This is a genomic window from Mesorhizobium japonicum MAFF 303099 (assembly GCF_000009625.1).
Taxonomy (GTDB): domain Bacteria; phylum Pseudomonadota; class Alphaproteobacteria; order Rhizobiales; family Rhizobiaceae; genus Mesorhizobium; species Mesorhizobium japonicum.
Genome location: NC_002678.2, coordinates 4,364,204 through 4,388,293 on the forward strand (window position 1 = coordinate 4,364,204; position 24,090 = coordinate 4,388,293).

Genomic DNA, 24,090 nt, shown 5'->3' on the forward strand with positions numbered 1-24,090 from the left:
TGACAGAGCGCACCCCGTTATCGCCCCATTCAAAGAGTTGTGAACGTCGTTCATTTTTCACTTGAACAATGTTCAAAGCATGATAGAGTGCGATTATGAACGATGTTCATTTCTGATAGGCCAACAGCCACGGTATGGACATCAAGCGCAGCAAGGAAGTTTAACCAGCTCAAGACTATCACTGAGATCGAAACCGCTCCTGCAACCCGCAGGGCCTATCGGCACACGGCCGCAGGGTTCCGCCAAATGGAAATCGCCATGAACACGCATCTGATGTTGTCCCGGCGCTTTGCGCCTCTGTTCTGGACGCAGTTCCTGTCCGCCTTCAACGACAATTTCCTCAAGAACACGCTGGTGTTCCTGATCCTCTTCACGCTGGCCGCCGACCAGGCGGCTTCGCTGGTCACGCTCGCCGGGGCCGTCTTCATGGCGCCCTTCCTGTTGTTGTCGGCCCTTGGCGGCGAGATCGCCGATCGCTTCGACAAGGCCCTCATCGCCCGGCGGCTGAAATTCGCCGAGATCGCCGCAGCGGCCGTCTCTGTCGCCGGCATTGCGCTGTCTTCGATCCCGGTGCTGATGACGGCGCTGCTGATGTTCGGCATCATCTCGGCGCTGTTCGGACCGATCAAATACGGCATCCTGCCCGATCACCTCGAGCGCAAGGAACTGCCCAAGGCCAACGCCTGGATCGAGTCGGCCACGTTTGCCGCCATCCTAGGCGGCACCATCGCCGGCGGCGTCGTGTCGGCCGATGGCATAGGCGTCACGGTGTTCGGGCCGATCATGATGGCCCTGGCCGTCGGCTGCTGGTTCGTCAGCCGCTACATTCCGCCCACGGGTTCGGCGGCACCCGGCCTCGTCATCGACAAGAACATCTTCCGCTCGACCTGGCGCCAGGTAAGCGAATTGCGCACCGACACGCGGATATGGCGCGCCGGACTGATGACCTCCTGGTTCTGGCTGATCGGCGCCATCGTGCTTTCGATCCTGCCGACCTTGATCAAGGATTCGCTCGGCGGCAACGAAATCGCCGTCACCGTCTATCTCGCGGTGTTTGCCGTCTCGATCGCCATCGGCTCGGCGATAGCAGCATGGATGTCGCAGGGGCGCATCGTGCTTCTGCCGGCCCCGGTCGGCACGGCGCTGCTGGCGCTGTTCGGCCTGCATCTGGCCTGGACCATATGGAGCATGCAGCCTTCGCCGAAGGCGCAAACCCTTGCCCTGTTCTTCGCCGGGCCAAACACGATCCGCGTAGCGATCGACCTCGCCGCCATGGCCATCGCCAGCGCCTTCCTCGTGGTGCCGACCTTCGCCGCCGTGCAGGCCTGGTCGCCGGAAGCGCGCCGCGCCCGCGTCGTCGCAGCGGTCAGCATCGTCAATGCCGGCTTCATGACGGTCGGCGGTATTGTTGTCGCCGTGATCCAGACGAAAGTCTCGACCGGCGGCATCCTGTTCGGCTTGGCCGTGGCCAACGCCGTCGCGGCCTGGCTGATGCTGAAATTCCTGCCGACCAACGCCTTCCGCGATTTCGTCTCGATCCTGTTCCGCGCCTTCCTGCGCCTGGAGGTCGAGGGCATGGAAAACCTCAAGGCGGCCGGCAAGGCGCCGATCCTGGCGCTCAACCATGTCAGCTTCCTCGACGGCCCACTGGCGCTGACGCTGACCGACGAGGAGCCGGTCTTCGCCATCGACTACGCCATCGCCCAGGCCTGGTGGATGAAACCGTTCATGAAGCTTGCTCGCGCCTTGCCGCTCAATCCGGCCAAGCCGATGTCGACCCGCACGCTGATCAAGATCGTGCAGGGTGGCGATCCGCTGGTCATCTTCCCCGAAGGCCGCATCACCGTCACCGGCGGGCTGATGAAGGTCTATGATGGCGCCGCCATGGTGGCGGACAAGACCGGCTCGATGGTCGTGCCGATCCGCATCGACGGGCTGGAGAAAAGCCCGTTCTCGCGGCTGACGTCGCAGCATGTGCGCCGCCGCCTGTTCCCGAAGGTCAAGGTGACCATACTGGAGCCGGTCAAGCTGCAAGTGCCGCCGGAACTGAAGGGCCGCAAGCGCCGCGCCGCGGCGGGTTCGGCACTCTATCAGGTCATGTCGGATCTCGTCTTCCGCACCCAGGACATCGACAAGACGGTGCTGGAAAAGATCATCCTGACGGCGAATGAACGCGGCATGAAACGGCTCGCCGTGCAGGATCCGGTCACCGGCTCACTGAGCTATGGCAAGCTGCTGACGGCGGCCGCCGTGCTTGGCGAGAAATTCCAGAACCTTTATGCCGGCCAGCAGACGCTCGGCATCATGCTGCCCAACGCCAACGGCTCATGCGCCACGCTGCTTGGCGTGATGTCGGCCGGCAAGGTGCCGGCGATGATCAACTTCACCGCGGGTGCCGCCAACATCCTGTCCGCCTGCAAGGCGGCCGAGGTGAGGACCGTGCTCACGTCCCGCGCCTTTGTCGAGCAGGCAAAACTCGGCGCGGTGGTCGAGGAGATCGGCCGGTCGGTTGACATCGTCTGGCTCGACGATCTGCGTGCAACCATGGGTCTCAAGGACAAGCTGCTTGGCCTGTTGCGCAAGTCGACGCCGCGCGCGCCGCGCAAGCCTGACGACCCGGCGGTGATCCTGTTCACTTCGGGCTCGGAAGGCACGCCGAAGGGCGTCGTGCTCACCCACCGCAACATACTGGCCAATGCCGCGCAGGCCGCCTCGCGCATCGACTTCCACTCGGGCGACAAGGTGTTCAACGTTTTGCCGATCTTCCATTCCTTCGGCATGACGGCCGGCACGGTGCTGCCGTTGATCTCGGGCGTGCCGGTCTATTTCTACCCGTCGCCGCTGCACTACCGCATCGTGCCGGAACTGATCTACGCATCCAACGCGACGATCATCTTCGGCACCGATACGTTCCTCAGCGGCTATGCGCGCACCGCGCACCCCTATGACTTCCGCTCGATACGCTATTGTTTTGCCGGCGCCGAACCGGTCAAGGCAGCGACGCGCATGACCTACATGGAGAAGTTCGGGGTGCGTATCCTCGAGGGCTACGGCGTGACCGAAGCGGCGCCGGTGATTGCCATCAACACGCCGATGTACAACAAGTCCGGCAGCGTCGGTAAAATCATGCCCGGGATGGAATACCGCCTGGATCCGGTACCCGGCGTCGATGAAGGCGGGCGTCTCTACGTGCGCGGCCCGAATGTCATGGCGGGTTATCTGCGCGCCGAGAAGCCGGGCGCGCTCGAACCGCTGGAGGACGGCTGGCATGACACCGGCGATGTCGTCTCGGTCGACGAGGGCGGCTTCATCACCATTCGCGGCCGCGCCAAGCGTTTCGCCAAGATCGGCGGCGAGATGATTTCGCTCGCCGCCGTCGAGGCGCTGGCCGGTGAAGTGTGGAAAGGCTCGTTGTCGGCGGTCGCTTCCGTGCCGGATGCGCGCAAGGGCGAGAAGCTCATTCTCATCACCGAGGCTCCCGGCGCCACACGTGCCGAGTTGCTTGCCTTCGCCAAGGCCAATGGCGCCATGGACCTGATGGTGCCAGCCGAAGTGCGCGTCGTCCCGAAAGTGCCGGTGCTCGGCTCCGGCAAGCTCGACTTCGCCGGCGTGACCAAGCTGGTGCGGGATGCGCCAGTAGCCAAGGTCGAGGCCGCCTGACCAAGGCGACATGCTCGACGGCGCCGCTGAAATCGCGGCGTCGCTTGGCGAGCGCTCCGCCCGCTAGAGCAATTCCAGGAAAAGTGTGAGCGGTTTTCCCGGGAAAAGCGCGTAGCGCTTTCCCTTGGGAATTGCTCCAAAACAAAGAGTTAGAGCGGTTCGCCGTTTCCATGAAACGGTGAAACGCTCTAACGAATATGTGATCGCACCACTCACCCGGCATTCAGCTGGGCGAGTGGTATGTTGTCCTCGGGAATGTCAACCATGGAGGACACAATCATGCTCACCAGATACATTCTGCCGATTGCCGTCGCTGCAGGCACATTGATGCTGTCGAGCGTCGGCTCGCAGGCCCTGCCCATGGCCAAGCCGAGCGCCGGTTTGTTGCCAATCGAAAGCGTCGGCTGGAGATGCGGGCCTGGCTGGCATATGAACCGGTGGGGAAATTGTGTGCCCAACCGTCGTCGCGTAATAATAGTCCGGCCGGGACATTGGCGGTATCATCACCACCATCGCTGGCACCACCGCTGGTGATCACGAGCGGATCGACGCAGCGCCCGGTCCGGAGTGGCGTGGCCGGTTCCCCAAAAAGGTGGCGCCTCATGTGACGCCATCTTATTTCTCATACGATGAGGTCCCGCATAGGCTTCACTGCCGCTGATTCTGGAAACACCTTGTCACTGAGCACGGCTGCCGAAAGACCGAACTGGTCGGCGAGCAGGCCCTTCAACACCGCCCTGACATCGCTGGTCGGTGCCAGATCGCGCTGTTCATAGAGCTGAGCCGGCTTCAATCCCGGCCAGTCGGCGATGACGCGGCCGCCCTTGATCGCGCCGCCGGCGAGCAGCACCACCGTGCCGGTGCCGTGATCGGTGCCGACCGTGCCATTGATCTGCGCCGTGCGCCCGAACTCGGTGATGGCGACGATCGCCGTATCCCTCCAGCGCTCGCCAAGACCCTTCTCGAATTCCTCGAAGGCGCCGTCGAGGCCGCCGAGCAGCGTGGCGAGCCGGCCGCTCGCGCCGCCTTCGTTGACATGCGTGTCCCAGCCATCGAAAGCGAGTGCTGCAACGCGCGGCCCGTCATCGGCCGCGACAAGCCTGGCCGCACCTTGCGCGGCCTGCCGCATGCCGGCGGCGCTGTCGAGGCCGCCCTTCGGCTTCATCGCCCCGACGTTCGGCTTCATCACATTGCCGCCGATCTGGTCGTCGAGCGCCATGCGCTCGGCATCGAGGCCCTTCTGCAGGGCCGCCGCCAGCACTGGGTCGCGATGCTGGTAGAGGTCGAGAACCCGCGCCGCGAGGTCGCCGGCCGGCGCCGGCAGCGATTGCGGCGCCCAGCCGAGCACTGGAGCCGCGCCGCGGATCACCAGCGGCGTCGATGGTCCGACGGCCAGCCCGCCAAGCGTTGCCACGCGGTCGCCCGCCGGCAGGCTCTCCAGCGCCCGGTTGAGCCATCCGGTGGCGACATGGCCGGGACCGGCGAAACCGCTTTCCAGCACATCCTGGCCGTCGAAATGCGAGCGTTCGCGATAGCCTGTCGCTGCGGCATGCACCACCGCCGCCTGGTTTGCCTTGAACAGCCGCGCGAAGACCGGCATCGCCGGATTGACCGCGAAGAAACCATCGAGCGGCAGTGCTGCGTGCGGGCCGGCGAGCGACAAAGCGATGTCACCATGCAGGCCGGCATAGTCGGGGTCGCCGACCGGACCGACCGCCGACAGGCCGTCGAGCGCGCCGCGCAGCACGATAACGATCAGGCGCGGGTCACGATTGTCGGCGGCGCGGGCGAAGCGCGGCAGATAGGCCCAGGCAAACAGCGCGCCGCCGGTCATCAGCACGGCGCGGCGGGACGGATGGGGAGTTTCACACAGCAGGCTCATGACTTGGTCTCCATGTCGGCGCCGGACCTGTTGCTCGCGCTATCGTCTCTGGAATTCGGGCGCCATCAGCAGCAGCGCCAGGCCTTGCTGCTTGGACTCGGCGCGGGCGACCGCTTGCCGCGTTTCCGGCGAGGCTGAGGGACCGATGACGGCGTCGAGCATGTCGTTGGGATTGCCGATATCCTTGACCTGGCGGGCCGCCCGCCAGGCGATGTCGAGGCGGATCTTCATGCCTTCGGCCGAGGCCCAGCTGTCCGCCTGGTCGGAAAAGCCGTTCGGCCCCGGCGGCTGCCAGAGCGGTTCGCCGAGCGCATTGAGCCAGTTGAGTGACTGGCCGGGATCGTTGGCCGGACCCGGACCGGCCGCCCGGCGGATGGCGGCGATATAGTCGAAGGGCGAGCGCATCTTGGCCAGCGGCGTCGACCATGCCTCCGGCATGTCGATGAGGGTCGCCGCCAGTGCCCTGAGATTGCCGTCGCTCTTGGCGAAAACCTTGGCCAGGCGCGCGACTACCGCCGGCGGAGGGTCGTCGGCTATGAAATGACGGGCGAGTTGCGTGGCGATGTGCTGCGCCGTCGCCGGATGGCTGGCGATGTCGTTGAGCGCCGCCTCGGCCTGGCCCATGCCGGCGGCCGGATAGGTCTTGCCCAGCAGCACCGCATCGCCCGGCTCATGCGCATTGGCGTTGAAGACGGAACTGCCCGGTTCGCCAAGCCGGCCCTCGCGCCCGACCATCGTCCAGCCCGTCAGGATGCGCGCGAAGCTGGTGACGTCGGCCTGGGTATAGCCGCTGCCGACGCCCAGCGTGTGCAGTTCCAAGATCTCGCGGGCGAGGTTCTCATTGAGGCCGCGCCGGCGATTCTTGCCGGCGCGGGAGTCCGGGCCGATCGACTGCTGGTTGTCGAGATAGAACAGCATCGCCGGATGCCGCTCCACCGCCATCAGCATGTCGGCGAACCGGCCGAGCACGAAGGGCCGGATCGCTTCCCGTTCGAAGGCGCCGGCGCTCGCCCGCACGATGTTGTCCTTCGCCACGGAGACGCAGAAATGGTTCGACCAGAAATACACCAGGCGTTCGACAAAGCCTGCCTCGGCGCGAAAAGCCTTGTCGAAGCGCGCCTGGGCTTCGGCCCGGAACAGCGCAGCCTCGACCGGCGGCGCGGGCTTGGCCGGGGCCGTGGGCGGTGGCAGGGGATGAGCAGGCGCAATTGGGGCCGGCGTGGCCTGGGTGGGCATGGACTTGGCGCTTGCCATTGCCGGCTGTGCTGCGGCGGCCATGTGCTCGCGGTCGAGCTTGCGTTGGAAGTTTGCCGCCATGCTGGCCTGGATGGCCGGCGTGCTGCCCGGCAGGCTCGCATAGGCCGGGTCGTCGAGCGAGATCAGGGCGATGTCGGGCTGCCGCAGTTCCGCCTTCAGATAGCCGCGTGGGTCGTGGGTAACTTTGTCGCGGTCGCCGGGCCTTGCCCCGAGCCCGAAGCGGTTGAAAGCGACAAGCACTGGATCTGGCGGGGAATTGGCGGCCGGGATAGCCAAGTCAGCTCTCCATTGCTTGGGCTCCCCGCGCACGGCGCCGGAAGCCCGTTCGAGCTGTTTCGTGCCTGTTCAATTGAGGTCGTGGGGCCGGCGAAGTTGTCGGCCCCCGAGCCCCCTACCAGCGATGCCAGCGGTGCCAGTGACGGTGCGGATGCCACCCATAGAAGGCCGGGCGATGCCAATAGTAACCGGGGTAGACGACCACGCGATTGGGGACGCAGCGCCCCCAGGGATTGGGATGCCAGCCAGGCCCGCAACCCCAGGCGACGTGCTCGACCAGCGCCGGGGCGGCAAGCGGCGCCAGCGGCATCGCCGAGGAGGCCGCGACCGTAGCCACCGTTCCGGTCACCGCGAGAGCGGCGGTGGCCGCGTATATTGTCAGATAGTTCATGACCATACTCCGAAGTTGTCCGAGGTTGAAAACCTGTCGGCGCCAGATAGCCCGGCAGGCCTTGCCCTTCATTTCGTTAAACGGGCGCCGTCGGCATTTTCCGTCGGTCGTCACGGCGATTTTTTTGGCGGTGTCGACGGCTGCGGCCCGGCGCGCCTCGAGAGCCCTTCCGCCAGCAGGCTGCGATCCTCGGCGGAGCCTGCCGCCGCGAACGCGATGATGCGCTGCTCCAGCCGGGTGCGCACGGTGACGTCGGCATTGCGGGCACGTTCCAGGGCGGCGGCCAGGGCCGCCGTGTCGAGGACGGGCTGCCGCAGCAAATCCGCTGCCTCGCGCCTGGCCTGCTGGCCGTCGCGAATGATTTCGCGCGACTCTTGGCGGACTTCGCGCAGCGCCTTGCGGAACAGCGTGCGCTGCTGGTCTGGAAGCCGACCGCCGGCCGCCTCCAGCGAATAGCCCTGGGCCGGCTTGCCGCGTTTTATCCAGACGGCCCCGCCGGCAAGCGCGCCAGCCAGGAAGACATTCAGCACCACCGATGCGATGAGGAGATTGCGGCCTGTGCTCATAGGTCTTCCTCGATCGTGTCGGGTCCGGCATCGCCGAACGCCGTCGCATTGGCGTCTAGCACATAATGGTCGGGCTGAACGTCGGGCGTGACGACGGTCACCAGGGCCAGTCCGGCGACGGCGCCGGCCAGCCCAATGCCGGCGAGCCCCAGCCCCAGCCACCAGAAGCGCTGACGCCGTCGCCGGACGACGTACCGGTCCGCGGTCCGCAGGATCGTGTCATGCAGCGCCTTGCGGGGGTGCCGGATGCTGTAACTGTCAAGCAGGGCGTCAAGCGTGTCGGCCCGTCGCGAAATGGCCTGGCCTGTCTCGCTTGAAGCAAAGGCTGCAGCGGCTTCGCGCTCCGCTTGCGGCCAGCGCCGCGGATCGCCGCCATAGGCTTCGGCGAGCGCCGCGAAACGCCTGGCATCCATCGCCGGGCCGTCCTCGATGTCTTCAGCCATCTGTCTTCCCCTTGCCCTTTGGTGCCGCGTGCCCACGCGGGTTGGAAACGAGGCCGATCGGCCTCCGCCGGACGCTCGTAGAGCGCGGCAAATGTCCGCCATTCATGGTCGCGCTCTTCTCAGTCATGGACGCCATCCCTGGCCAGGATCATCTGCAAGGCCCGCCGGCCGCGCGAAAGCAGGCTCTCCAGCGCATCGACGCTGATCTCCAGGGTCGCGGCCGCCTCTATGTTGGACATCTCCTGGTAGTAGACCAGGATGATCGCCTCGCGCTGGCGTGGCGCGATCGCCTGCAAGGCCTGCTCGACACGGTGCGGCTCTTCGCGGGCGTCGGGAAGCGGGGAAGGGTCGGCCATGTCCGGCAAATCGTCGGTCACCTGCTCGCGGCGCCGGCGCAGCCGGTCGTAGCAGAGGTTGAGCGTCACCCGGTGGATCCAGCTGTCGAAGCGTGCATTGCCGCGCCGCCAGCTCGCGGCGTGGCGCCAGATGCGCACGAAGGTTTCCTGCGCGACATCCTCGGCCTCCGCCGCGTCGCCCAGCATGCGCACGGCAAGCGAAAGGATGCGCGGCAATTTGCGCGCGACGAGCGTCTGCACGGCCGCCGGGTCGCCGGCACCGACCCGGCGAACCAACTCCTCGTCCGGATCCGCGCTCATCGGCTGGTGCACTCCCGATATCCATCACGCGTCATGGCCTCTTGGTCATTGCTCCGGCTTGGGAGCGGATTTGTGGCTTGGCATCTCGTCGGCCGTCAGAACGCCGTCGCCATTCTTGTCCAGCTTGGCAAAGCGCTTGGCGAAGAACGCATCGAGCTCGGCGCGGTCGATGAAGCCGTCATGGTTGGAATCGATGCGCGCGAAGGATTTGGCGGCATCGCCCTTGATGTTGCGCTTGGCCTGGAAGGCTTCCCACTCAAGCAGGCTGATCTTGCCGTCACCATCCGTGTCGGCGGCCATGATCGCCTTCTCCCGCCGCTTCTGGAACTTGGCCAGCGTGATGTCGGACTTGGCCCTTGGCGTGGCTGGGGCGGCAGCCGGCGGCGTGGCGCCAGGAGAGGTGACGGCCGGGGGCTGCGTCTGGGCGAGGGCTGCGACGGTCAGCAGGCTCAAGGCAGCGGCAAGGATCGAACGGCTTATCATGCTTCGGCGTCTCCGGTTGGCGCGTCGGCCACGGCCCATGCCGTGGCCACGCTTCAACGGTTAAACGCCGCGACGACGGAAATCCGTCGGTCGCCCGTGCCGATCATCCGATTCGGTGATGCCGCCCCAGTGCTGGTGCCAAAAGCAGCGGCCATGATACCCCATCCGGCGTCATCCGAATTCACGCCGGCCGGCCACCGCCCCTGGCGAACGGGCTACGCCGATGGGTCGGCGGTCACCAGCTGGTCCGGTTTGAAACCCGCATGCTGCGGGATCCAGACATCGCCCTCGCGGTTGAACCAGTGGCACAGATACATGCCGGAAGCGGCACCGTCGCTGACCGTCATCTTCGGCCCTCCCGACTTCAGCCTGACGACGTCTCCGGTCTTGAAAGTGTTGGGCATTTTGGACCTCCCATGCTGAGACCCACAAGTTTCCCACCAAACCCGAGTCGCGACAATGGTGGATATGGGGCGCCGGCAGCGCGATCCACCGCACAGGCCGTGGTCAAGTACCGATTGCAGCATAGGGAGGACAGCAAGAAGGGCAGGAACTGGTGCCGCTTAGGTGCACATAATCGCAATTTCAGCCGGCATCATATAGTGTCAGAATTTCGCCCTGATCTTCATTTTCGCTGATTTTGTTGCGAAAATTGCAACGCGTGAGCGCCAGGCATTGTCACTCGGGGTCATTCCATCTACACGTAGAGGGTGGACCAAAGGGTGGACTTAGAAATGACAAGAGCAAAGGACAGGCTGTCGGCGGTGCAGGTTAAGCAATCGCCTGCCGGCAAGTATGCGGATGGCGGCGGGCTGTGGTTGGTGAAGTCCAGCAAGGATACTGGCAAGTGGGTTCTGCGCGCGGTGGTGCATGGCCGTCGCCGCGAGATGGGTCTTGGCTCGGTTTCCGATGTCGGACTGGCCGAAGCCCGCAAGTCGGCGGACAAGTGGCGCACGGTCGTTCGGGCTGGCGGCGATCCTATTAAAGAGCGGGCTCGGCAGAAGCGCGAGGCGGCGCGGAACCTCCATCTTTTGAAGCATGTCGCGGAAGACTGTTTCGATGCGATCAAGGGCAACCTCAGGGGACAAGGAAAGGCGGGTCGATGGTTCTCGCCGCTCGAACTCCATGTGTTACCCAAGCTCGGAAAGGTGCCGGTGGCCGATCTCGACCAAGTGGACATCCGCGACACTCTGAAACCGCTTCGGGATACGAAATTCGAGACGATGCGAAAGGCGCTCAATCGCCTTGACATGGTTGTGCGCCACGCCGCCGCGCTTGGCCTCGACGTTGACACGCAAGTTGTGGACAAGGCGAAGGCGCTGATTGGAGCGTCACAGCACAAAGCCGTGAACATCCCGGCGATGCCTTGGCATGAGGTGCCTGGGTTTTATCAAAGCCTGAGCGTGGGATCAGTAACGCATCTAGCCTTGCGGCTGCTGATACTCACGGGAGTCCGCTCGCGGCCTCTGCGGTTCCTGCGCGTCGATCACATTGCCGGTGACGTGTGGACCATACCTGCCGACATGATGAAGGGTCGCGAGGGTGCGACTGGCGATTTCAGGGTCCCGCTATCAAAGGAAGCCCTGGCCGTGATCGAGCAGGCCAAGCGTCATGCTCGTGATGGTTTCCTGTTCCCGTCTCTCAGGCGCGGTGTCGTGAGCGACATGACGCTAAGCCGCTACATGGAACGGCGGAAGCTGACAGCGCGCCCGCATGGCTTCCGGTCATCGCTGCGGGATTGGCTTGCCGAATGCACTGATGCGCCTCACGAGGTAGCGGAGACGGTCTTGGGCCACAAAGTCGGCGGTGCGGTCGAGCGCGCGTATCGACGGACCGACTTCATCGACCAGCGGGCCAAGCTTATGGAGCGGTGGGCAGACCATTGCAAGGTGGTGCAACTGGTGAGCGCGGTCTGACTGTCTCGTATCTGGTGTTTTAGGAACTAACCATCTCGCCTTAGGTCAATCCGGGTCACTTGTGAAGCAATGAGGGCCCGACCATGAATTTCGACCACCAAGACCCCCTCCTCAGGGACATAGAAGCCGCCGCCATTCTTGGCATGTCTAAGCCAACTTTCTGGCGGCGTGTGCGGGACAAGACCGCGCCGCAGCCCGTAAAGATAGGCGGGATGAGCCGATGGCCGCGCTCAGAAATCCTCGCCGTGATCGAGCGAGCCAAAGCCGCCCGCAACGCCGCGTGATCGCGATGGATGAAGATGTAGTTTTCTGCGCCAAGACCGGACGGCGGATTTTGGACGACAACGTGATCCAGTTGTTCCCTCTCTTCAACGCCAAGCCGGTTCCTGAGGACGATGCCCAAGCAGCCGACGCTTTGACGGTCCAGCCGACGTTAGCAGATGACAGACCTCCTGAACCCGGCGATGACATCTGAGAAAGCAGAAAAGCCCGGGCGGCAACCTGGGCTCTCCAATTAACTTCGGGACGGCGAAGCTAATGCAACAATCAACGTTGTTCTTTTAGCAACAAGATCGCCGCCTCGTCAAGATTGACGAAGGCAGACATGATAGCGGAAATTGATCGAGGAGAGCTTTTCCTCGACGAAACCACGATCCGAGCCATTCGGATACTATGGCGGGGCGCGCGCTGGCGTATTTTCCCGTACGGGGTTTGGATCGAACCTGACGGCGCGGCGGTGATATTCGATCGCGCCTACAGGCCCATTTGCCGGGTTCGACGACGCAACGAGGTTGAGATCGTCCCTCCTGATCAGTGGATCAACTTCAAGCGACAACGCTGGTTCTGGGATGGATGGACGCACCCCAAGGATAGCGCGGAAACCCGCGAGAAGCTGATCGCAATCGTCGCGCGCTACGGGCTGGAACCGGAATTGCGCCGTCGCCGAGATTTGGAAAGGCGTGGCCTGCTGCCGCGCTGGGCAGAGCGGCCCGCATCGAAACGGAGCGATAGGCAGGAGGCGCGCCATGCGTGAGCTGCCTCCACTTGATCTGTACGAAACTGAGGCCGCTGAGAGGGCGGGGATGGCCGCTGGCGAACCATCTGCCGGGGATGTAGAGCTTCCCGCCGAGCCGCTGCTCGCGGGTGAGGCGCGGGGCCAGCCGTTCACTCGGCAATCAGTCGCGCCGCTCGCCACGATCGATCTGTCAACCGTGCCCGCTGATGACGTAACGCCGCGTAGGTGGATCGTTCCCGACCTCATCCCTGATCGCAATGTCACAGATATTTCCGGCGACGGTGGCTTAGGCAAATCCCTCCTCGCGTTGCAACTCGGCATTGCCATGGCTGCCGGTCGCGATTGGCTCGGCACAATGCCTGAGCCTGGCGGGTTTCTGTACGTTTCGTGCGAGGACGAGCCGAACGAAGTCCTGCGGCGGCGCAACGCCGTTCTGGCCGGCATGGGGCTGACGCCCGGCGATATCCGCAATTTATATCTGGCTGATCTAACCGATGCGGAAGGCACGGAACTGGCAGCACCGGGCAAAGCCGCGCTGGAATTGACGGCCCTACATCATCGGTTCGAAGTGACGATCCGGCAATTGCGCCCGAAATGTGCTGTCCTGGATACACGCGCAGACGTCTTCGGAGGCAACGAATTGTCTCGGGTCCAAGTCCGCATGTTCGTCCGGTCGCTGCGGCGGCTGTGTATCGCCCATGACATGGCGATTATCCTCCTGTCGCATCCGTCCGTTTCAGGCATGGCGTCCGGCTCCGGGCAATCCGGCTCGACAGGGTGGGGCAACTCGGTGCGGTCGCGATTATACCTTACAGCGCCAAAATCCGAGGGCGATACTGACCTCGATCCAGACATTCGCATCCTTTCTAGCAAGAAAGCGAATTACGGACCTCACGGCGCTGAGATCGTGCTTCGATGGGATCGCGGCATGTTCCGGCCGGATCGGGATGCACTTGCAAGCCTCGACCGTGATCAGCAAGACCGGGAGATAGAAGTGACCTTTCTGCAATTGCTTTCGAAACGGGAGAAGGAAGGCCGTCGCGCGAATGCGTCATCCGGGCCAAACTACGCGCCGAAAGTGCTAGCTGAAATGAATGGAACAATTAGCCGTGCGAAATTCAGGGGCGCGATGGAGCGGCTATTTGCAAAGGAAGAAATCGCTTCTGTATCTTATGAGGCGAACGGCAAGGGCAGCACTCAACTTGTGCTTACGGACAAGGGAATGTCTCGGCTTCGAATTCCCTTTTGACAGTCTCTCACGTTTCCGATCTCCCCCCGATCTCTCGGCCCGATCTCCCCCGATCTCCTTTCCGATCTCCCGCATGAATTCCCCGATCTCCACGCGATGCCCCTGCGAACTCCCCCTGCGAACTCCCCCCTCATACTCCCCCGCCGCGCTGCGCGCGCCGCCCGGCAAGGCGGCTTGCGCGCGGCTGGAAAATTACGCCCCGAAGCGCCGGCCCTTTTTTGTAGAGGCAAGTCTATGTACTCCCAAATAACCGTGCCGCGACTGCTGGCGCATTTTCCCTTTTCAATGACGAAGCCTAGTGGTCAAAGTCTGACGCTTGGTACCGGAGGCGTAAGCCCGCTCAGGGTGCAATGCTGCCATTCGTCTCGTCATTCCTTCGTCAGCGCGCGAGAAGCGAAGGCACCTCTAAGGATCGAACTCGCGCCTCTTTCCTTAGTGCCGAGGATCGCCACGCGATATCTCGCGCGGCTGATCGCAACATAGAGCTTGTTGTGCGCTGAGAAGGTCATATAGGCCTTACTTTCCGATCGCTGACTTGTCAGCAAAGGGGGAGCGCGCCCCTCGTCGACACCGACCAGGACGACCCCGTCGAACTCGAGTCCGCCTACATAGTTCGGAAGCGAGAGAACGAAGCGCCCGGTCGTCTTGGCGCGCTTGGCCAGTTCGTTGTCGTTCCGTTGCTTCAAAACCTCCACTGGCCTGCCGCGCGTCATAGCCTCGCGCTGAAGACCGGCAAACAGATCCTCCGTGAACGCGATGATGGCGATTTCCCCGCGGGATGTCGCCATGCCCGACCGCATCTCATCGGCGACCGTGAAGGCGCCGTCCATCATGGCCTCGTCGGTTGCATAATCGCGATAGAAGGGCGTCACCGCTTTCTTCTCCTCTTCGAAGTTCATGTTGCTATGGGCCATCAGAAGCGGATCTTCGAAGTTCGTGAAAGCGGACAGGCAACTTCAGGCATCCAAAAAGCGATGGCAGACATTTGACCAGGTAGGATTGAAGTCTCTAACTGACCCGAAGCTGCCCATCAGTTCCTCCCCCGGGGAAGGTCGCGAATGGGGTCGAATGTTGACACTACTGGGATCGAGCAGGCAGTGAACTTCCGCCCGCTAGTTCGTTTCCTAACTTCGTGCGGGAGTCCCGATCGATTTTCCCAAATCGGTTGCGCTTACTGCGCGTTCAATTCCATTTTCCTTCGCACGATGCAGCGAAAGCCGAGATGGGAGATTGCAGTGTCGACGGGTTGCGCCATTCGCGCCGCGGGCCGGTAGCGCCGACAGTAGTTCGGCGCGCACAGATGGGAGCCACCCTTGGTGACCTTGCGAGGGATCTTAACGTCAGGTAGCCGGGTGTCATAGCTCGCTTCGCGATGGCCGCCACGCGGATTGACAGCGGTGCAGCACGGGCTGTCGATCGCCTTGTGGTCCTGGTACCAGTCGGTCGTCCATTGCCAGACATTGCCGGCCATGTCGTAGAGACCGTAGTCGTTGGCCGGGAACGAGCCTACTGGGGCCGTATATTCGTAACCGTCGTCGACAGTATTCCGGTAGGGAAAGTCTCCTTGCCAGATGTTGGCCATGTGCTTCCCGGCCGGCGTAAGCTCGTTGCCCCAGACGTATTCGGCGGCATCGAGGCCGCCTCGCGCCGCGAATTCCCACTCGGCCTCGGTGGGAAGTTCCTTGCCTGCCCAGTTGGCATAGGCCACGACATCCTCGTAGGCCACATGCACGACCGGATGATCTGCAACCTTCTTGATTGTACTTGCCGGCCCGCGTGGATGGCGCCAGTTGGCGCCGCGGACATAGACCCACCAATTGTAGTGATTGCCAAGGTCGACAGGGCCGGCCGGCTTCCTGAACATCATCGAGGACGGAGCCAGCAGATCGGGTAAGGCACCGGGATAGTCGTCGGGATTGGCGGGTTTCTCGGCAAGAGTGACATGTCCTGTCGCCGCAACGAAGCGTTCGAAGTCGCGGTTGGAGACGGTGAATTTGTCCATCCAGAAGCCGTCGACCCTGACCCGGTGGGCCGGTGCCTCCTCCGGATAGTGGTTGTCTGAGCCCATCAGGAAGGTACCGCCGGGGATCCAGACCATTCCGGGGTACGACCGTTCGGCTGCAGCGCGCTCGAAGACTTCGGCAGGGGCGTTCATCGAAAGATCCCGAAATGACACGGCGTGCTCATCTCCATCAGCCGCCCACCCGCTATCGGCTAGAACTTCCCGGCAATGTCGAACATGACCGCGTCGCCTTTCATGCGGTTTTTGACCTCGACCTCGTGGGCCCATCTCAAGGTGAAATCGACCTCGGTGCTCTCTCCGAACTTGGCCTTGTATTTGACCAGAGGCCCGACCGCGATCGAACGGCCCCTGAAGCCGTCATGGGTGTCGGCGAACGTGCCGCGATCATCTTCAATCTGGTCCAGAAAGCCCGCAATCCCTCCCACGGACAGGCTCTCAGTTACGTTCTTTGTGACCGAAAGATCAAGGTGGGCCGTCGCACCGCTGTAGTAATTGGTGTCATGGTTCTTGGTGTTGATGTCCACGCCAAATTTGGCGGAAAGGTCCAGCCCATGTTCCGGGATAAGATAGGTGAACCCAATCGCTGGCGAGAACGTCCAATAGTTGAGGCCGATGAAGGCAAGGTCACCTTGCTTCCATTCGCCGGTCGGTGCGGTGATCGTCAGGGATGCGGACAGCCAGGTGTTCATGGCATCGTTGTGCCAGCCAAGCACGAGCGGCGCGAAGGCGATGTCGCCGAGCCCGGCAACATTTTGCTTCGTGCCAAAGGGGCCGACCTCGGCCTGGGCGCCGGTCCAGCCCAGGGGGACGGCGGCCTGGACGGCGTAGGTCCAATTTCCTGGCAAGTGCAGCTCCGGCACGTAGACCCCCGCCAGAACCGTCGACCAGATATTGCCGGTCATGCCGACCGCCACCGCGCCGTTGCCGAAAGGCACATCGCCACCAGCTTCGCCATGATAGTAGATATTGGAGACCGCCCAATAGGCGACGCCCGGCGTTGGCGGCACTATTCCCGCACCTGGACCCGCGAACACTCCCGGTAAGTAGCGCCCGGCAACCGCCTCGGTGGCCTTTGCCTCATCAACGGAAGCAAAGGCTACAGCGACAGCCGCTGCGGCAAGCAAGCATGAGGCCGATGCGGATTTTAACATCTCGTCCCCCTCCAGAAAACGACAGAAGCTCCCCGATAGCCAGCATACCACGGTTCGCCTGGTCAGGTCGTTTATTTCAGGTCTCGTCAGCCGCCCGCCGGCCGGACCCGCAGGGCAAGTGTGGTGCCGCCAGCAGGACGTTGCGGCGGCTGACAAGCGAGCCTTGTTTGATCCGGTTCACGGCCTCGATTTGGTCGTTCCTCGTACTCTTGGCCACTCCCGACACACATTGAGACTGACGCTTTTTATTCTTCAGGAGTCAGGCACAGAAGTACGTTACAGTTACCAAATAGCGGTGCGAATGCCTGGCGCGCGATAGAGCGGAACCCTGTACCTCCAAACATCCATGATCGGCAGTTGGCCATCTTGTCCTTGACACTAGGCCCTCCCAACAGACCTATGTCGCCGGCTGAGCCTCGGGGAACCTCCACCTACCTTCGAGGACTTCCGCGCTTGGGCGGTAGAGGCGGACCATGTAGTTCCAGCCGGGCATGGTCGGCAGGCAGTTGGAGATCTTGCCGTCGCAACCGCCGAACTGGACGTCGACCGAGCCGTCCGCTGTCTTCTGCGCCGTGATGCTGTTCAGCGAATAGGCGTTGAGGTCGTTTTTCTGGAAGTGGCCTTCGGCGTTGTAGAGGCTGATCGACCAGAAGGCGTCAACCGGCACGTCTTTGACCGCGAGCCGGTAAACCGTCTTGCCGTCGTTCTTGCTCGGGGTGACGTTGAGATAGAGGGCATCTCTCTCGGGATTGCCGCCGAAGGCGAACGCCGTACCAATCAAGTGCCGAACAGGATCGACCCGATCTCTGGCTCCGAATGTGCGCTTTGTGTCAGGGAGGGTTTCGGCCAGCGCCAGAAGCGCGTCGCGCACCTTCTTCTGGCTTGTCTGGTCCCAGTTGGGCACCTCGAAGCGCCCCGGCCCACCGGGCTGCGCGACAGTGATGGCATCCTGCAAGGCGTGAACCTGCTAGATGTCTTCCGGATTGGCCGGATCGACCAGGATGCGAACGCCCAATGAGACATAGCGCGTGCCGATCTTCTCCCTCGTGAAAGTGTAGCTGCCGGCCTCATAGACAACTTCAGGAGTGTAGTGGTCCTCGTCGATTACCTGCATCGACATGAAGCGCGGACCCGCATTGGGCAGCGTGACCGTCACCGGTCCGGCGTCGAGGTCAAAGTACGATAACGAATACAAGGTATCGCGGTTGGGGCGCACGATGGGAAAGTCAATCGACATGGGCTCGCGGTGGTGCAAGAACCTGCCCAGACCCTGATTGCTGACGCTGCCAGCAAAGATCATATCGGTCTCGGCGCGGTTGAAGTTGTCGGGGGTGACCGTGACGGTGGCGCCGGTCGGCGCTTGCGGGGCAGGCCCGGTCTGTGCGAGCGCCGCGTTGATAGTCGTCCCGAGCAGTAAGCCGGCGCAGATTTGAATGCAAAGCTTCCTCATCGCTCCGCTCTCCTTACTCACCGACCAGAGATTCGCTCGATGTCAGGCAGCTTCCACGTCTTCTCGAACAACGACTTTTCCGGACCGTAGAGTCGAAACAGGACCTCGAACTGCCTGGCCGGGTTGGTTGGAACCCAATTCGCATCCTTGCCAGCCGGCGCCTCAGGCCCAAAATAAACATCGACCGAGCCGTCCGCGTTCTTGTGCAGGTCCGGGTTCTGAGAGGAGCGGCTTGACCGGGGCAGGTCGCGTATGAGCGCGTGGGTCGCGCGGTCGTAGACCGTCGCCGACCAGTATTGGGTGACGGGCGCGTTTGCCGGAACGGTCAGGCGATAGGTGCTGCGGCCATCGAAGGTCTGGCCGGTCTTGTCTTTGACCGTCATCAGGTAGAACTGGCCTTGCCCCAGGTGCTTCGGCGTGAAGAAGGCGAAGGAGAAGACCAACCCGCGACTGTCGACAGGATAGTTGTCGGGGTCGGTGTAGCCGGTCGACGCTCCTTGGAGGAAGTCAGGCAGGGCCGGCACAGCCCATCGGCTGATGTCGAAATAAGGGACTGAGAACATACCTTCATACCTGCCTTCCAGCAGGGCGTGAGCCTCTCGGGCGGCGGCATCAAGGTCGGCATGTGTCCGTGCGTCAGGGCTGAACGGCTTCCCCTTCTCGATGCCGATCGACTTAAGCTGGTCGATCATTGCCTTGTCCCGGGTGAGCCATACCTCGCGCTGAACGAAGCGGTCGAGCGACTGGAAGAAGCGCCAGTCGTAGGGGATGGTCGCATCGTACACGATGTCGATCGCGTCCCGGAAGATGGTTTCTGGCGGATTGGCGGCCCGTGCCAGTGGGTAGAGCTGGATACGCCGGCTGTAGGCTACTGCCTTGGCGACATCGGCATCGCTGCCGCTTTTCAGGATCGAGCGAAGCAGGGCGTAGCCCTGATAGGTCTGTGATGGCAGGACGATGTAACCTTCGGGCGCGGTGTCCTTGTAATCCGGGGGCAGGATCAGGTACTTACCCCCGGCGCCCTTGTCCACGCCGGCCGGACCTACATCCTCCAGCGGGACCTGCCAGTCATCCATGATCGTGCCGTTGATCACGCCGCTATCGGACGGAGGTATCTCGATTACCATCGGCCCGTCCTTCACGTTGAAGAAGGGCATCAGGTAGATGGCGTCCGGGTTTGGCGTCAGCGTCTGGTTCTTCCAGTCCGGCAGGCGTGACCAGTAGACGATCTGGTTGAACTCCCCCCTGGTCTCACGGACCATCGCCTCGTACATGAGGTCGTAGTTGACGGCCGGCATCCCCCAAATCACCGCCTCGACGGCGCGTCGCTCGATTGAGCGGCCGACGATGTCTTCCGCTGACGCCTTCTGCGGCTGCGCGGCGGCGATGATGGATGCCAATGTAAGCGCGAGAATAGCTCGGATCACAGGTCCCCCTGGTGCATGGGTTCGGCAAGCCGCGGCGGGACATACCTTGCTCCGCCGTGGGCTTTGCCCCGGCCTCATTCCTTGCCGCTGTTCCCGGCCTCCTGCAGCTTTTCCAGCACCTGACCGAGCGAAAAGCTGCCAGGCTTTTGCCGCGGCGGGAACGCCACAAAGCTTTGAAGGTGCTGGCCCACGAAGGCCTGCGCCGGCATTAGTACATACGTCCGATCAAATCTCCACCTGACGTATTCAGCCGCTTCACGCTGGGCGCGTTCAAACGGATCGGCTCGCACGTCGAAGATCTTGGGCACCCGCAGGGCTACAAACGGTTCCTCCCACACGTCGAAGCCCTCAGCCCGCTGCTCCAAGAAAAGGATCTTCCAGCGGTCATAGCGAAAGGCGGCGAGATTTCCTTCGTCGGTCCAGTAGAAGAACTCCTTGCGGGGGTCGGGGCCGGTACCGGCCAGCAGGTCGTGCTGGTCGTAACCGTCGAGGTGGACCTTGAAGGTCTTGCCCGCCGCCTCGTAACCGGTCAGAAGTTTCTCCTTGACGTTCGGCTCGCCGGCTGCCGCCACCAGCGTCGGAACCCAATCCTCGTGTGAGACGATGTCGTTGATCTCGGTGCCCGGCTTGACGACCCCCGGCCAGCGGATCATGCCGGGGACGCGGTAGCCACCTTCCCAACTGGTGTTTTTCTCGCCATGGAACGGCGTCGTGCCGCCATCGGGCCATGAGAAAACTTCGGCGCCGTTGTCGGTGGTCCAGAGCACGATGGTGTTGTCGGCAATACCCAGATCGTCCAGCTGCTGAAGAAGCTGGCCGACCATTCCGTCGAGTTCGACCATGCCGTCGGCCTCCATCCCCAAGCCGGTCTTGCCTTCCGAGGCGGGTTTGAGATGAGTGTTGATATGCATGCGGGTCGAGTTGAACCAACAGAAGAACGGCTTGCTGGCCTTGTGCTGCCGATCGATGAAGTCCTTGGCCGCGCCCAGGAATTCCTCATCGACCGTTTCCATGCGTTTTTTGGTGAGCGGGCCGGTGTCCTCGATTTTCTGCTTGCCCACCCGGCCGAAGCGGGGATCTTCGGTGGGATCGTCCGTTTCGGTCGCGGTGCATTTGAGCACGCCGCGCGGGCCGAACTTCGCGTGGAACTCAGGGTTCTTCGGATAGTCCACATTTTCGGGCTCTTCCTCGGCATTGAGATGATAGAGATTCCCGAAGAACTCGTCGAAGCCGTGAACGGTAGGTAGAAACTCGTTGCGGTCGCCGACGTGGTTCTTACCGAACTGGCCTGTGGCGTAACCCTGAGGCTTCAACAGCTCGGCGAGCGTCGGATCCTTCCCGGACAACCCTTCCGGGGCGGCCGGCAGACCGACCTTGAGCAGGCCTGTGCGGAAGCAACTCTGCCCGGTGATGAACGCGGCGCGTCCGGCGGTACAGGATTGCTGGGCGTAGAGGTCGGTGAAGATCGCTCCCTCCCTGGCGATACGGTCAATATTGGGCGTGCGGTAACCCATCATGCCGCGGTTGTAAGCGCTGGTGTTCCAATAGCCGATGTCATCACCGAAGATGACGAGGATGTTCGGCTTGCTACCGGCCGCGGCGGCTTGCGCCAACCGGATCGGATTACTCCCGGCCAACGCGGATGCCGCGGCAAGCGTCGTGCCGCCAAGCAGGACGTTGCGGCGACTGACAAGCGAGCCCTGTGTGATCTGGTTCCCAGCCTCGACTTTATTGTTCCCAGTACCCATGACCTGGTCCTTCCGCATGACCTGCTCCTTCGGTGAGCGTTGAGGGTTGAGATTTTTAGTCTTCAGTCGTTAGAGGGCGAAGTACGTTACAGTTACCAAGCAATCGTCCGGATGCTTGGGGTGCCGACGATGGCCCGTAAGGGGCGAGCCATTACTTGCGGTTGTGCGCATGGTCGGCAGGCAGTTGGGGATCTTGCCATCGCAGTCGCCGAAATCGTGTTGCTTCAATCCGCACGATTGGGTCTGTCGACGGGTCAAATCCGGACGTACGACCAAAAACGTCGACTGCTATGGAATACGCTTTGATTGAGCCTTCGCGTCCTTGAAACAGTTCTTCGGAGATAAAGCGAAGGAATTTGCGGTTGCGATCTGCGCAGTGGAATTGGGGGTCGGAGAGTATCCTCTCCAGCTCCTGCCGCGCTTCCTGCTCAGGCACACTATTTTCCAGCTCGGAATCAGCGTGCCTGCCGCCGCTTGCATGCATGACGAGTTTACCCCTCGTCCATTTGTACTCCTCGCCCTAAAGCAATCCTACCAATGAAACTAGTAGAAAGCAATTTTCATATGCGCAGCCTATAGTTGCATACTCGTAATATTTAACGGACTATCTTCTGCAAATTTCGATAATTTCGTGCTCGATTTGCTCACACAGGCTCTCATATTCCTGGACCATCGCCGGATCCGATCGTGTTCCGTCCTTGCGTAGGCGGTCAAGGGTCGAACTTGCTTCGTCGAACGCTCCACACAGGCTGAGCATATCCGGATTCGCGGTGCTCACCTCCTGGAGCCTCTTGCGCAATGCCGGCATCCTCAACATGAGTTTTATCAATCCTCTGTGGTTGTAGTCGGCCTCGGTGGGCATTAGAAATCCGATCCGAAGGTGCTGTCGACGGGAAACGCTTGGCATGACTGCCGCGAGGGCTGATCGCTCTGCAATTGCGACAGTCGCCTTCCCCTACCTGAAATCCAGCACGTTACTGTAACACCCCGCTGCACCTCCCGCTGCCTAAGTTCCCGCAGGATGGCCGGTCCCGACGACGTCCCCGCGTTTACGGTAACGTACTTCACGAGGTGTCCACTTTGGTCCGAGCATGTGGATCGCTCATCTGCGGACAGACGCGGCCTGGCAACTCGGGAGGTAGGTATGGTTCATTCGGTTCGAGGCTTCAGCGGGACGGTTCGAGGCTTCAGCGGGACGGTGAGAGCACGCGTGTTGATCTTAGCCTGTGTGGCCGCCCTAGTCCCGCTGACGAACGTGCGTGCTGCCGATGACGCAAAGGACCTGCTGAAGACCATGTCGGATTTCATGGCCAAGCAGCAGAAATTCTCCTTCTCCTACCAATCGACGATCGAGGTTGTCACACCCGACTTCCAGAAGTTGCAATTCGTCAGCTCCGGCACGGCGACCGTGGATCGCCCCGACAAGCTGCGCGTCACCCGCAAAGGCGGCTTCGCCGATATCGACGTGGTGTTCGACGGTGCAACCTTCTCGGTGCTCGGCAAGAACCTCAACGACTATGCGCAGATCGAAGCGAAGGGCACCATCGACGAACTGACCGAGCGCCTCGCCGACGCCGGCGTCGAGGCACCGGGCGCGGACCTTCTGTCCGCGAACATCTTCGACGGCCTGATCGATGGCGTCACCGACGCCAAGCATATCGCCGGTGCGGTGGTGAATGGCGTTGACTGCGAATACCTCGCCTTCCGCAAGCCGGATGTCGACTGGGAGATCTGGATCGCCGACGGAGACCGGCCGGTCCCGCTACGCTACGTGATCACCAGCAAGCACGTCAGTCAGGCCCCACAGTACATGTTCGAACTTAGCGACTTCAAGAGCGGCGATGAGGTCGAATCGGCGGATTTCAGGTTCTCGCCTGGAAGCGCGAAGAAGGTCGATCTCAGCGCGCTTGTTTCAATCGACGAGCTGCCCAGTCAGACCGCGGAGGATGCACAATGACCAACCGCGCCAAGTCTCTCATGTTGTGCCTTACCGCAGCATTCGCCCTTGGCGGCATCGAATTCGAGCGCGACGGTGCTTTCGGCCTCAAGCTTGGCTTCGGCACACCCGCCGAGGCGAGGATTGGCCATCCGCTGACGCCGCTCTCCTATGCCGGCGTCGCCCGCCGGACGGCGCGCCGTGTGGCGCGGCGCACCGCATATCGGCTCAGTGTCCTGCCCGGCGGCTGTGTCTATGGGCCGTACGCCGGCGCCTACTACTATCGCTGCGGCAGCGTCTACTACGCCAGGGAAGGTGGCGTCTACGTGCAGGTCATCGTCCAGTAGAGCCCGACGCTTCGCCTTCGATCAGGGTCTTGAGGACGTGGCCATATCGAGGCGCAACGTCCTCTTTTGGTGCGAATCGCAATTTGCAGCCGTGACTTTCAAATGTCTGCACATCGCGCCACCACGACCCTCAGCGTCGGCACCAGCAATGTCCGCTTCTGGTAGGCGGCCAAGTCGGCCGGAATGACCGACATCAGGAGCATAGCTGCTGTTC

General features: G+C 62.5%; 23 protein-coding genes and 1 pseudogene. 9 read left to right on the plus strand and 15 right to left on the minus strand.

Going from position 1 to position 24,090, the window contains the following annotated elements; all coding sequences use genetic code 11:
• Nucleotides 1-258 precede the first annotated feature (258 nt).
• Both MAFF_RS22320 and MAFF_RS41450 read left to right on the plus strand, forming a co-directional pair.
• Nucleotides 259-3,660, plus strand: coding sequence for an acyl-[ACP]--phospholipid O-acyltransferase (locus MAFF_RS22320; protein ID WP_044551150.1), 3,402 nt, complete (start codon nucleotides 259-261; stop codon nucleotides 3,658-3,660).
• 279 nt (nucleotides 3,661-3,939) lie between these two features.
• Nucleotides 3,940-4,194 (plus strand): GCG_CRPN prefix-to-repeats domain-containing protein, encoded by a 255-nt coding sequence (locus MAFF_RS41450; RefSeq protein ID WP_080512093.1) that lies wholly within the window; start codon nucleotides 3,940-3,942, stop codon nucleotides 4,192-4,194.
• Nucleotides 4,195-4,282: 88 nt separating this feature from the next.
• On the opposite strand, the gene MAFF_RS22330 is transcribed toward MAFF_RS41450, so the two are convergent.
• The 8 genes from MAFF_RS22330 to MAFF_RS22365 all read right to left on the minus strand — a co-directional run bounded on the left by MAFF_RS22330 (nucleotide 4,283) and on the right by MAFF_RS22365 (nucleotide 10,018).
• Nucleotides 4,283-5,542 carry a DUF1501 domain-containing protein gene (locus tag MAFF_RS22330; protein WP_010913239.1) on the minus strand — a complete coding sequence of 420 codons (1,260 nt, stop codon included), beginning with the start codon at nucleotides 5,540-5,542 and terminating at the stop codon, nucleotides 4,283-4,285.
• A 39-nt stretch (nucleotides 5,543-5,581) separates the two neighbouring features.
• Complete coding sequence (locus tag MAFF_RS22335) at nucleotides 5,582-7,075, minus strand: DUF1800 domain-containing protein (RefSeq protein WP_044548839.1); 1,494 nt, start codon at nucleotides 7,073-7,075, stop codon at nucleotides 5,582-5,584.
• Between the two features lie 115 nt (nucleotides 7,076-7,190).
• Complete coding sequence (locus tag MAFF_RS22340) at nucleotides 7,191-7,466, minus strand: GCG_CRPN prefix-to-repeats domain-containing protein (RefSeq protein WP_044551152.1); 276 nt, start codon at nucleotides 7,464-7,466, stop codon at nucleotides 7,191-7,193.
• Between the two features lie 110 nt (nucleotides 7,467-7,576).
• Nucleotides 7,577-8,032 carry a periplasmic heavy metal sensor gene (locus MAFF_RS22345; protein WP_010913241.1) on the minus strand — a complete coding sequence of 152 codons (456 nt, stop codon included), beginning with the start codon at nucleotides 8,030-8,032 and terminating at the stop codon, nucleotides 7,577-7,579.
• A complete protein-coding gene (locus MAFF_RS22350; RefSeq protein WP_244420586.1) occupies nucleotides 8,029-8,475 on the minus strand; it encodes a hypothetical protein in 447 nt (148 codons plus the stop codon). The genes MAFF_RS22345 and MAFF_RS22350 overlap by 4 nt, the downstream gene beginning before the upstream one ends.
• A 119-nt stretch (nucleotides 8,476-8,594) precedes the next feature.
• On the minus strand, nucleotides 8,595-9,131 hold the full coding sequence (locus MAFF_RS22355) for an RNA polymerase sigma factor (protein ID WP_044548840.1): 537 nt from the start codon (nucleotides 9,129-9,131) through the stop codon (nucleotides 8,595-8,597).
• A gap of 45 nt (nucleotides 9,132-9,176) precedes the next feature.
• Entirely contained in the window at nucleotides 9,177-9,614 is a 438-nt protein-coding gene (locus tag MAFF_RS22360; RefSeq protein ID WP_032932853.1) for an EF-hand domain-containing protein, read from the minus strand.
• 215 nt (nucleotides 9,615-9,829) lie between these two features.
• Entirely contained in the window at nucleotides 9,830-10,018 is a 189-nt protein-coding gene (locus tag MAFF_RS22365) for a YodC family protein (protein WP_044548841.1), read from the minus strand.
• Between the two features lie 330 nt (nucleotides 10,019-10,348).
• Here MAFF_RS22365 and MAFF_RS22370 point away from each other — a divergent pair, with 330 nt between their 5' ends.
• From MAFF_RS22370 to MAFF_RS22390, 5 genes are all read left to right on the plus strand, one after another.
• On the plus strand, nucleotides 10,349-11,530 hold the full coding sequence (locus tag MAFF_RS22370; RefSeq protein ID WP_010913246.1) for a tyrosine-type recombinase/integrase: 1,182 nt from the start codon (nucleotides 10,349-10,351) through the stop codon (nucleotides 11,528-11,530).
• Between the two features lie 143 nt (nucleotides 11,531-11,673).
• Nucleotides 11,674-11,814 (plus strand): helix-turn-helix transcriptional regulator, encoded by a 141-nt coding sequence (locus MAFF_RS22375; RefSeq protein ID WP_425280337.1) that lies wholly within the window; start codon nucleotides 11,674-11,676, stop codon nucleotides 11,812-11,814.
• On the plus strand, nucleotides 11,751-12,005 hold the full coding sequence (locus MAFF_RS22380) for a hypothetical protein (protein ID WP_162034342.1): 255 nt from the start codon (nucleotides 11,751-11,753) through the stop codon (nucleotides 12,003-12,005). Before MAFF_RS22375 ends, MAFF_RS22380 begins: the two co-directional genes overlap by 64 nt.
• Before the next feature lie 129 nt (nucleotides 12,006-12,134).
• Nucleotides 12,135-12,563 (plus strand): hypothetical protein, encoded by a 429-nt coding sequence (locus MAFF_RS22385; RefSeq protein ID WP_010913249.1) that lies wholly within the window; start codon nucleotides 12,135-12,137, stop codon nucleotides 12,561-12,563.
• Nucleotides 12,556-13,794, plus strand: a complete 1,239-nt coding sequence (locus MAFF_RS22390) for an AAA family ATPase (protein ID WP_010913250.1) — start codon at nucleotides 12,556-12,558, stop codon at nucleotides 13,792-13,794. The genes MAFF_RS22385 and MAFF_RS22390 overlap by 8 nt, the downstream gene beginning before the upstream one ends.
• Before the next feature lie 368 nt (nucleotides 13,795-14,162).
• On the opposite strand, the gene MAFF_RS22395 is transcribed toward MAFF_RS22390, so the two are convergent.
• The 7 genes and pseudogenes from MAFF_RS22395 to MAFF_RS39180 all read right to left on the minus strand — a co-directional run bounded on the left by MAFF_RS22395 (nucleotide 14,163) and on the right by MAFF_RS39180 (nucleotide 22,077).
• Nucleotides 14,163-14,708 carry a 3'-5' exonuclease gene (locus MAFF_RS22395; RefSeq protein ID WP_010913251.1) on the minus strand — a complete coding sequence of 182 codons (546 nt, stop codon included), beginning with the start codon at nucleotides 14,706-14,708 and terminating at the stop codon, nucleotides 14,163-14,165.
• Between the two features lie 257 nt (nucleotides 14,709-14,965).
• Complete coding sequence (locus tag MAFF_RS22400) at nucleotides 14,966-15,949, minus strand: formylglycine-generating enzyme family protein (RefSeq protein ID WP_044548842.1); 984 nt, start codon at nucleotides 15,947-15,949, stop codon at nucleotides 14,966-14,968.
• 59 nt (nucleotides 15,950-16,008) lie between these two features.
• On the minus strand, nucleotides 16,009-16,941 hold the full coding sequence (locus tag MAFF_RS22405) for a SphA family protein (protein WP_157866040.1): 933 nt from the start codon (nucleotides 16,939-16,941) through the stop codon (nucleotides 16,009-16,011).
• Nucleotides 16,942-17,365: 424 nt separating this feature from the next.
• Nucleotides 17,366-18,418: pseudogene (locus MAFF_RS22410) on the minus strand (DUF1214 domain-containing protein).
• 17 nt (nucleotides 18,419-18,435) lie between these two features.
• Nucleotides 18,436-19,923: a DUF1254 domain-containing protein gene (locus MAFF_RS22415; RefSeq protein ID WP_010913256.1), complete on the minus strand. Its 1,488-nt coding sequence runs from the start codon at nucleotides 19,921-19,923 to the stop codon at nucleotides 18,436-18,438.
• On the minus strand, nucleotides 19,920-21,593 hold the full coding sequence (locus MAFF_RS22420) for an arylsulfatase (RefSeq protein WP_010913257.1): 1,674 nt from the start codon (nucleotides 21,591-21,593) through the stop codon (nucleotides 19,920-19,922). The genes MAFF_RS22415 and MAFF_RS22420 overlap by 4 nt, the downstream gene beginning before the upstream one ends.
• A 151-nt stretch (nucleotides 21,594-21,744) precedes the next feature.
• Complete coding sequence (locus tag MAFF_RS39180) at nucleotides 21,745-22,077, minus strand: hypothetical protein (RefSeq protein WP_157866042.1); 333 nt, start codon at nucleotides 22,075-22,077, stop codon at nucleotides 21,745-21,747.
• Between the two features lie 609 nt (nucleotides 22,078-22,686).
• Between MAFF_RS39180 and MAFF_RS22435 the strand changes: the two genes are divergently transcribed.
• Nucleotides 22,687-23,550, plus strand: a complete 864-nt coding sequence (locus MAFF_RS22435; RefSeq protein ID WP_244420588.1) for a DUF2092 domain-containing protein — start codon at nucleotides 22,687-22,689, stop codon at nucleotides 23,548-23,550.
• On the plus strand, nucleotides 23,547-23,876 hold the full coding sequence (locus MAFF_RS22440; protein ID WP_010913259.1) for a hypothetical protein: 330 nt from the start codon (nucleotides 23,547-23,549) through the stop codon (nucleotides 23,874-23,876). The genes MAFF_RS22435 and MAFF_RS22440 overlap by 4 nt, the downstream gene beginning before the upstream one ends.
• The last annotated feature ends 214 nt before the right edge of the window (nucleotides 23,877-24,090 follow it).

Bases quoted from the DNA above. Each gene is read 5' to 3' on its own strand.
- MAFF_RS22320 (WP_044551150.1), top strand. From the start codon at position 259: ATGAACACGCATCTGATGTTGTCCCGGCGCTTTGCGCCTCTGTTCTGG.
- MAFF_RS41450 (WP_080512093.1), top strand. From the start codon at position 3,940: ATGCTCACCAGATACATTCTGCCGATTGCCGTCGCTGCAGGCACATTG.
- MAFF_RS22330 (WP_010913239.1), bottom strand. From the start codon at position 5,542: ATGAGCCTGCTGTGTGAAACTCCCCATCCGTCCCGCCGCGCCGTGCTG.
- MAFF_RS22340 (WP_044551152.1), bottom strand. From the start codon at position 7,466: ATGAACTATCTGACAATATACGCGGCCACCGCCGCTCTCGCGGTGACC.
- MAFF_RS22345 (WP_010913241.1), bottom strand. From the start codon at position 8,032: ATGAGCACAGGCCGCAATCTCCTCATCGCATCGGTGGTGCTGAATGTC.
- MAFF_RS22350 (WP_244420586.1), bottom strand. From the start codon at position 8,475: ATGGCTGAAGACATCGAGGACGGCCCGGCGATGGATGCCAGGCGTTTC.
- MAFF_RS22355 (WP_044548840.1), bottom strand. From the start codon at position 9,131: ATGAGCGCGGATCCGGACGAGGAGTTGGTTCGCCGGGTCGGTGCCGGC.
- MAFF_RS22360 (WP_032932853.1), bottom strand. From the start codon at position 9,614: ATGATAAGCCGTTCGATCCTTGCCGCTGCCTTGAGCCTGCTGACCGTC.
- MAFF_RS22365 (WP_044548841.1), bottom strand. From the start codon at position 10,018: ATGCCCAACACTTTCAAGACCGGAGACGTCGTCAGGCTGAAGTCGGGA.
- MAFF_RS22370 (WP_010913246.1), top strand. From the start codon at position 10,349: ATGACAAGAGCAAAGGACAGGCTGTCGGCGGTGCAGGTTAAGCAATCG.
- MAFF_RS22375 (WP_425280337.1), top strand. From the start codon at position 11,674: ATGTCTAAGCCAACTTTCTGGCGGCGTGTGCGGGACAAGACCGCGCCG.
- MAFF_RS22380 (WP_162034342.1), top strand. From the start codon at position 11,751: ATGGCCGCGCTCAGAAATCCTCGCCGTGATCGAGCGAGCCAAAGCCGC.
- MAFF_RS22385 (WP_010913249.1), top strand. From the start codon at position 12,135: ATGATAGCGGAAATTGATCGAGGAGAGCTTTTCCTCGACGAAACCACG.
- MAFF_RS22390 (WP_010913250.1), top strand. From the start codon at position 12,556: ATGCGTGAGCTGCCTCCACTTGATCTGTACGAAACTGAGGCCGCTGAG.
- MAFF_RS22395 (WP_010913251.1), bottom strand. From the start codon at position 14,708: ATGGCCCATAGCAACATGAACTTCGAAGAGGAGAAGAAAGCGGTGACG.
- MAFF_RS22400 (WP_044548842.1), bottom strand. From the start codon at position 15,949: ATGAACGCCCCTGCCGAAGTCTTCGAGCGCGCTGCAGCCGAACGGTCG.
- MAFF_RS22415 (WP_010913256.1), bottom strand. From the start codon at position 19,923: ATGAGGCCGGGGCAAAGCCCACGGCGGAGCAAGGTATGTCCCGCCGCG.
- MAFF_RS22420 (WP_010913257.1), bottom strand. From the start codon at position 21,593: ATGGGTACTGGGAACAATAAAGTCGAGGCTGGGAACCAGATCACACAG.
- MAFF_RS39180 (WP_157866042.1), bottom strand. From the start codon at position 22,077: ATGCATGCAAGCGGCGGCAGGCACGCTGATTCCGAGCTGGAAAATAGT.
- MAFF_RS22440 (WP_010913259.1), top strand. From the start codon at position 23,547: ATGACCAACCGCGCCAAGTCTCTCATGTTGTGCCTTACCGCAGCATTC.